The sequence below is a fragment of the Streptomyces palmae genome, from assembly GCF_004684805.1.
GTDB lineage: Bacteria > Actinomycetota > Actinomycetes > Streptomycetales > Streptomycetaceae > Streptomyces > Streptomyces palmae.
On record NZ_SRID01000391.1, the window covers coordinates 1 to 6375 of the forward strand.

Genomic DNA, 6375 nt, shown 5'->3' on the forward strand with positions numbered 1-6375 from the left:
CCCTGGATCCGCCCGCGGTCCACTCGCGAGGACGTGGCCGGCCACTGGCGGGAACTGGACGCGCACACCTTCCCGGAGCTGGCCGAGGCCACCCTGGACGCCTTCGTGGTGGACGGGAAGGAGGCGGTGCTCACCGGGCATCTGAGCGGGACGGTGCGGACCACCGGCAAGACCTTCCACTCGCCGTTCGCGCTCCGGATGACCGTGGAGGACGGGCTGATCGTGCGGCACCACGTGTACGAGGACGGGCTGGCGATCGCGGCGGCCTGCACCCCCGACGCGTGAGCGGGCCCGGCCCGCACCGAACACGGGAGGCGGGCCCGGCCCGCACCGGTGGCGTGACGGCCCGGCCCGGGGGTCGGGCCGCGCGGCCTCAGCGTCGCTTCCGTTTGCGTGCCGCCGCCCCGGCCGGCTTCTTCCCCGCTGCCGGGTTGCGGGTGCGGGCGGCGCGCCGGCGCTCGTACGCGGCCAGTTCCCGGTCGTACTCGGCGCGCAGCAGCTTCTCGCCCGGTGCCTCGGCGAAGCTGCGGGCGAAGTAGGCGAGGAGCACGCCGATGAAACCGATGGCCCGGATGCTGCGCATCGACTTCTCGACCGCCTCGTCACGCGGCTCCCCCGGACCCCGCTTGAAGCCGTCCCAGGTGCGGCGGAAGGCGAGCAGGCTGCACATCGCGAAGACGACCACCAGCATGATGTCCACCAGGCTGCCGGCCTGTTCCATGGCCACCCCCTGGACACCGAGCCGCAGCACGAACGCCCCGGCCGCGGCGGCCACCAGCGAGCCGGCGGCCACTCCGACGCGGCGCAGCGCGTAGCCGCCGTCGTGGTGTACCCAGGTGGTTCCGAAGAACCGGAGCGGCTCCGGCTGGGGGCCGTCCGGCCGCTGCTCCCGCTGCTCGTCGCTCATACCTCCGATTATGGCCAGTACGCGAGGGCGGCCGGACCGCGGGCGTCCTCGTCCGGTGCCCCGCCGGGGTGCTCCCCCGCACATCGCCACCGCCGCCCGGTCCCGCCCGGACCGGGCCGACGGGTCCTCCCCCGCCCGCGCCCGGACCCGGGGCGGGCTCGCGGAGGCCCCGCGGAACGCTCCCCTTAGGCTGTGGTGCTGGTTGCCGAACGCCGAGGGGCGCGGAGTGGGGTGGGCGTGCCACTGAACACGGGAGATCCCGAGGCCATTGGTGCCTACCGGCTGGTGGACCGGCTGGGCTCCGGTGGCATGGGCGTGGTGTACCTGGCGCGGTCGGCCTCCGGGCGGCAGGTCGCGGTCAAGGTGGTGCACGCGCAGTTCGCCGAGGACGAGGAGTTCCGTACCCGCTTCCGGCAGGAGGTGGCCGCGGCCCGGCAGGTCAGCGGCGCGTTCACGGCACCGGTGGTGGACGCGGACCCGGACGCCGAGCGGCCGTGGATGGCCACCCTGTACGTCGCCGGTCCCACCTTGGCCGAGCGGCTGGCCGAGGACGGCCCGCTGGACGCCGCCGAGTTGCGGCGGCTGGCGCTGGGGCTGGCGGAGGCGCTGCGCGACATCCACCGGGCCGGGGTGGTGCACCGCGATCTCAAGCCGGCGAACGTGCTGATGGCCAAGGACGGGCCCCGGGTGATCGACTTCGGGATCTCGCGGGCGGCCGACAACCAGACGCTGACGATCACCGGCCGGGTGATGGGCACCCCGCCGTTCATGTCGCCCGAGCAGTTGAGCCGGCCGCGCGAGGTGACCGCGGCCTCGGATGTGTTCTCCCTGGCCGCGCTGCTGGTGTTCGCGGCCACCGGGCACGGGCCGTTCGACGCGGACAGCCCGTACATGACCGCGTACCAGGTGGTGCACGAGCCGCCGGCCCTGGACCAGGTGGCCCAGCCGCTGCGCGACCTGATGGCGGACTGCCTGGTCAAGGACCCCGCCGCGCGGCCGGGGCTGCCGGAGCTGATGCGGCGCCTGCGCGATCTGCCCGAGCAGGGCAGTTCGCGGGTGCCGGAGGGCGAGCCGGCCCCGACACCGGTCGAGTACGCGCCGACCAGCCCCGGAAAGCGTCGCCGCCGCACCCTGTCGATGCTGGGCGCGGCGGTGCTGGCGCTGGGCGCGGGCATCGGCGGGATCATGCTGTACGGCTTCCCCGGCCCGGACGGCGGGGTGCGGACCGCGAAGGGCCCGGCCGCCGGGCAGGGTTCGGTCCGACTGCCCTCGGACTGGCGGCCCTGGGAGCTGTCACTGATCAAGGCGGCCGGGGTGGAACCCTTCGACAGCGATGTGGGCCCCGGTTGCCTGCCCTCGGGCACAGCGCTGTTCTGCGGCGGGCTGGGGCTGCCGGTGGTGCGCGTGAACGGGGCCGACGGGCGCGTCAACTGGCGGGCGAAGGGCCTGGTGACGGACGCGCGAGCGTCGGACGGCGGGATGCAGGTGAGTTCCGTTCCGTTCGCGGTCCGCCATGGGCTGGTCTTCCTCCAGGACACCCCGGAGGAGTCCCACAGCCGGGTGGTCGCACTGCGCGCGGACACCGGCGAACTGGCCTGGGCGCGCAAGACCACCTCCGCCGCCGAGTCTGTGCTGGCCGGCGATCTGGTGGTGACCAGCGAACCCGGTGACAAGGGACTGGTCGGTCTGGACGCGACCACCGGCGAGGTCCGGTGGACCACACTGGCGGCCAAGAGCGACAGCTGTTCGCCGGTGGTGGCGGACGGGGTCCCGTACGCCCTGTGCGCCAGCGACGGCACGGGGGAATCCGATCGCACCACCCTGCTGCGGCTGGACCGGCAGGACGGCGATCCGCACTCGGTGGCACAGCCCGGAATGACCGATCGCATGCTGGGGACGCACCGCGGCCGGCTGCTCTTCCTGCCCTTCGTCGACTCCGGTCTGGACGAGTACCCCTACCTGGTCCAGGTGGACCCGCACACCGGCGAACGGCACCGGGTGAAGCTGCCCCCGGAGGCCATCGGTGAGGCCTTCCTCGTCGGCGACCGGCTGTTCTTCGTGCAGGAGAGCGGCCGGGTCACGCTGGTCGACCCGGCCACCGGGAAGAAGCGGTGGAGCAACCCGACCTCGCTGGAGCGGCTGGGCTCGCCGGCCGTCGTCCAGGCCGCCGGAACGGTCTACCTCGGCACCTCCAGCGGTCGGTTGATCGCCCTCGACCTGGGCACCGGCAAGGAGCTGTGGCAGACCGGCGCCCGCAGCGCCTCCTCCGGCTGGGCCGAACCGCCCCGGGTGATACCGGTGCGGGGCGCGGTGACCGGCATGACCGGCAGCGGCACCCTGTTCTCGGTGGATCCTGGCCACCCGGACGCGAAGCCCTCGCCCCCGGCCTCACCGCTCGCCCCGCGGCCCGCCTCACCGACGCGGGACGGGCAAAAGGGGTTGGAGCGCTGGGAGCGCACGGAACTCCCCTAGCGACGCCCGGCCCCGCGACTTGGCTCAGCCGAAGCCGCACGCCTCGGCCCGCCTGACCCGAAGCAGCACACCGCCACCCGGCTCAGGCGTAGCCGCGCACCGCCACCCCGCCTCGGGCGTAGCCGCGCACCGCCACCCCGCTCAGCCCGAGCAGCGCACCGCCACCCCGCTCAGCCCGAGCAGCGCACCGCGACGCGGCTCAGCTGGAGCAGCGCACCGCGACGAAGCCGTCGCTGCCGGTCTTCACATAGGCGTCCGAGACGTACTCGCCGGGGCCGATGTTGTCCCAGATCCGGGTGGTGCCGTACGGGCCCGTGACGGTCTCGCCGTACAGCTGGCAGCGGATCTGCACCCGCACGTCGTACGCCAGTACCCGCACCAGCGGGCTGGTGGTGCTCGGACCGCGCCGGACGTTCAGCCGGCAGCCGGGGGCCACCGGATAGGTGACGGTCTCCACCATCGCGACGCCGTCGGTGGCCTCCACGGACTCCACCGTCCCCTGCGTCCGCGCCCCTGCGGCCTCAGCCGTCTCCACCGTCTCGTCCATGGCCATGACGGCCCCTCCCCCGATTGGATTTCCCGATCATTCCGTGATGTGTGGAACATGCGCAGGCTAGCAAGCCTCAGCTGTCTCGCACGGGGTATCGACTAGGCTCCGCGTGTCGCGATTGCGGCCGAATTTTCACGGGGGTGGGGGGAATGCCGCCGCTGCGCAGCGCGGGGACAGGCCCGGAGGCGGAAGATCCGGATTACGCCGGGCAATATCGGCTCGAAGCGCGTCTCGGGTCGGGCGGAATGGGCGTCGTCCACCTTGCCCGTTCGGATTCCGGTCTGCGTCTCGCGGTCAAGGTGGTCCACGCCGATTTCGCCGCGGACCCGGAATTCAGGGCGCGCTTCCGGCAGGAGGTGGCGGCGGCCCGCCGGGTCAGCGGAGCGTTCACCGCACCGGTGGTGGACGCCAACCCGGACAGCGAACGGCCCTGGATGGCCACCCTCTACATCCCCGGCCCCACCCTTGCCGAACACGTCAAGCGGAACGGGCCCCTGGAGCCGGACGAGGTGTTCCAGCTGGCGGCCGGGCTCGCCGAGGCGCTGCGCGACATCCACCGGGCGGGGGTGGTGCACCGCGACCTCAAGCCGAGCAACGTGCTGCTGGCCGCGGACGGCCCCAAGGTCATCGACTTCGGGATCTCCCGGCCGGCCGACAGCGATCTGCGCACCGAGACCGGCAAGTTGATCGGCACCCCGCCGTTCATGGCGCCCGAGCAGTTCCAGCGGCCGCGCACGGTGGGCCCGGCGGCCGATGTGTTCGCCCTGGGCTCGGTACTGGTGCACGCGGCCACCGGAAGCGGGCCGTTCGACTCCGAGAGCCCGTACATCGTGGCGTACCAGGTGGTGCACGACGAGGCCGATCTCACCGGCGTACCCGGGCAGTTGGAGCCGCTGATCCGGCGCTGCCTGGCCAAGGACCCGGAGCAGCGGCCCACCCCGGACGCGCTGATGGCCGCTCTACGCGCGGTGCGCGGCCCGTACGCCCCGGCCCCGCGCGGCCCGCTGCCCAAGGTGCCGGCCCAGCGCAGCCGGCACGGCGGGGAGCCCCACGCCGAACCGGAGCCGGCCGGCCATCCACACCCGGTGGACGGTCCGCCCCAGGAGGCCCCCGGCCCCCGGCAGGGCGAGAGCGCCACGCCACCGGGCACCGGGGGGACCGAGGGCCCCCGCTCCGGGAGGTTCGCGGCGCTGCGCGCCCTGCCCCCGCGCGGTGCCCGCGGTTGGCTGGCGCTCGGCACGGCGGCCGTCGTGCTGCTGGGCGCGGGTACCTGGTGGACACTGCGTCAGCTCGACGCGTTCCAGGGCGGTTCCCGGCAGCGGGGGCACCGGACCCCGGCCGTCCACCAGCCCTGGCAGACCACCCTGGGCACGCCCGACCAGCACGGTCCCGAGGCCGGGCCGCACGCCGCCTACTGCTCGTACGGGCGCGGGGCGCTGTACTGCGCCGGCCCCGGCGTCCGCGCCGCCCGGCTGAACCCGGCCGACGGCGAGGTCGTCTGGTCACTGCCCGACCGGGACCCCGCCACCGAGGGCGGCACCAGCGCCTTCGGCGCGCCCACTCCGCCGGTGCTCTCCGGCGGCCTGGTGCAGGTGCTCTCCGCGGACGGCACCCGGCTGGAGGGCCTGGACCCCCGGACCGACCGGCCGCGCTGGCAGCGCGATGTGTCGGCGTACGGCGGCCGGATCTACCGGGCGGGGGACACCGCGCTGCTGGTGGCGGCGGACGGCACGGTCACCGCGATCGACTCGGCGACCAACCGGCCCCGCTGGCGGCACCGCGTCCCGGGCCACGCCCTGCCCGGCTTCTTCTCCGGGCCCGCCGGGGACACCGCGTACGCCGTCACCGTCACCGGGGACGGCAGCCGCACCCTGGTCACCGCGGTGGACCCGGTACGCGGCCGGAAACGCTGGCAGCGCTGGCTGGACGGCAACCTCACCCCGGCCGGCACCGGCCCCCGCGGCACGCTCTACTTCACGGCCAGCGACACGGTGAGCCGGGTGGCGGGGGTGGTCCGCTACACCCCCTCCGACCACGAGCAGCGCCGGATCCCGCTCCCCACCCCGGTCACCCTGGCGGGCGTGACCAGCCACGGCGACGCGGTGTACCTGCTGTCCGGGGACGGCGGGCTGCTGTCGGTCGACACCGCGCCCGGCGCCAAGGAGCCGCTGCGCTGGCGGCTGGAGACCTCGGTCGGCAACGCGTCCCCGCTGCTCGCCACCGAGGACCGGGTCTACTTCTCCGCCGCGGACGGACGGCTGCTCGCCGTGGACGCCTTCCAGGGCCGCATCCTCGGCCAGACCCCCCTGCGCACCGGCAAACCCGGCCAGGGCTACGCCGGCACCCTCCCGGCCCCGATCATCGCCGCGGGCCGCGTCGTCGGCTCCTCCCCGGACGGCACCCTCTTCGCGGTGGACGCGGGGGCCCCGGAGGAGTGGTCGGGGGG

The 6375-nt window shown here is 74.7% G+C and carries 5 protein-coding genes; 3 read left to right on the top strand and 2 right to left on the bottom strand.

The window, feature by feature from the left end; genetic code table 11:
* On the top strand, window positions 1-285 hold a 285-nt coding region (locus tag E4099_RS27480; protein WP_135341826.1), incomplete at its 5' end, for a nuclear transport factor 2 family protein.
* Window positions 286-373: 88 nt separating this feature from the next.
* On the opposite strand, the gene E4099_RS27485 is transcribed toward E4099_RS27480, so the two are convergent.
* Complete coding sequence (locus tag E4099_RS27485) at window positions 374-907, bottom strand: hypothetical protein (RefSeq protein ID WP_135341827.1); 534 nt, start codon at window positions 905-907, stop codon at window positions 374-376.
* A 237-nt stretch (window positions 908-1144) separates the two neighbouring features.
* Between E4099_RS27485 and E4099_RS27490 the strand changes: the two genes are divergently transcribed.
* On the top strand, window positions 1145-3379 hold the full coding sequence (locus tag E4099_RS27490) for a serine/threonine-protein kinase (RefSeq protein ID WP_245245213.1): 2235 nt from the start codon (window positions 1145-1147) through the stop codon (window positions 3377-3379).
* A 199-nt stretch (window positions 3380-3578) separates the two neighbouring features.
* On the opposite strand, the gene E4099_RS27495 is transcribed toward E4099_RS27490, so the two are convergent.
* Window positions 3579-3926, bottom strand: a complete 348-nt coding sequence (locus tag E4099_RS27495; RefSeq protein WP_135341830.1) for an SH3 domain-containing protein — start codon at window positions 3924-3926, stop codon at window positions 3579-3581.
* A 152-nt stretch (window positions 3927-4078) separates the two neighbouring features.
* Between E4099_RS27495 and E4099_RS27500 the strand changes: the two genes are divergently transcribed.
* The coding region (locus tag E4099_RS27500) for a serine/threonine-protein kinase (protein ID WP_135341828.1) at window positions 4079-6375 on the top strand (2297 nt) is incomplete at its 3' end.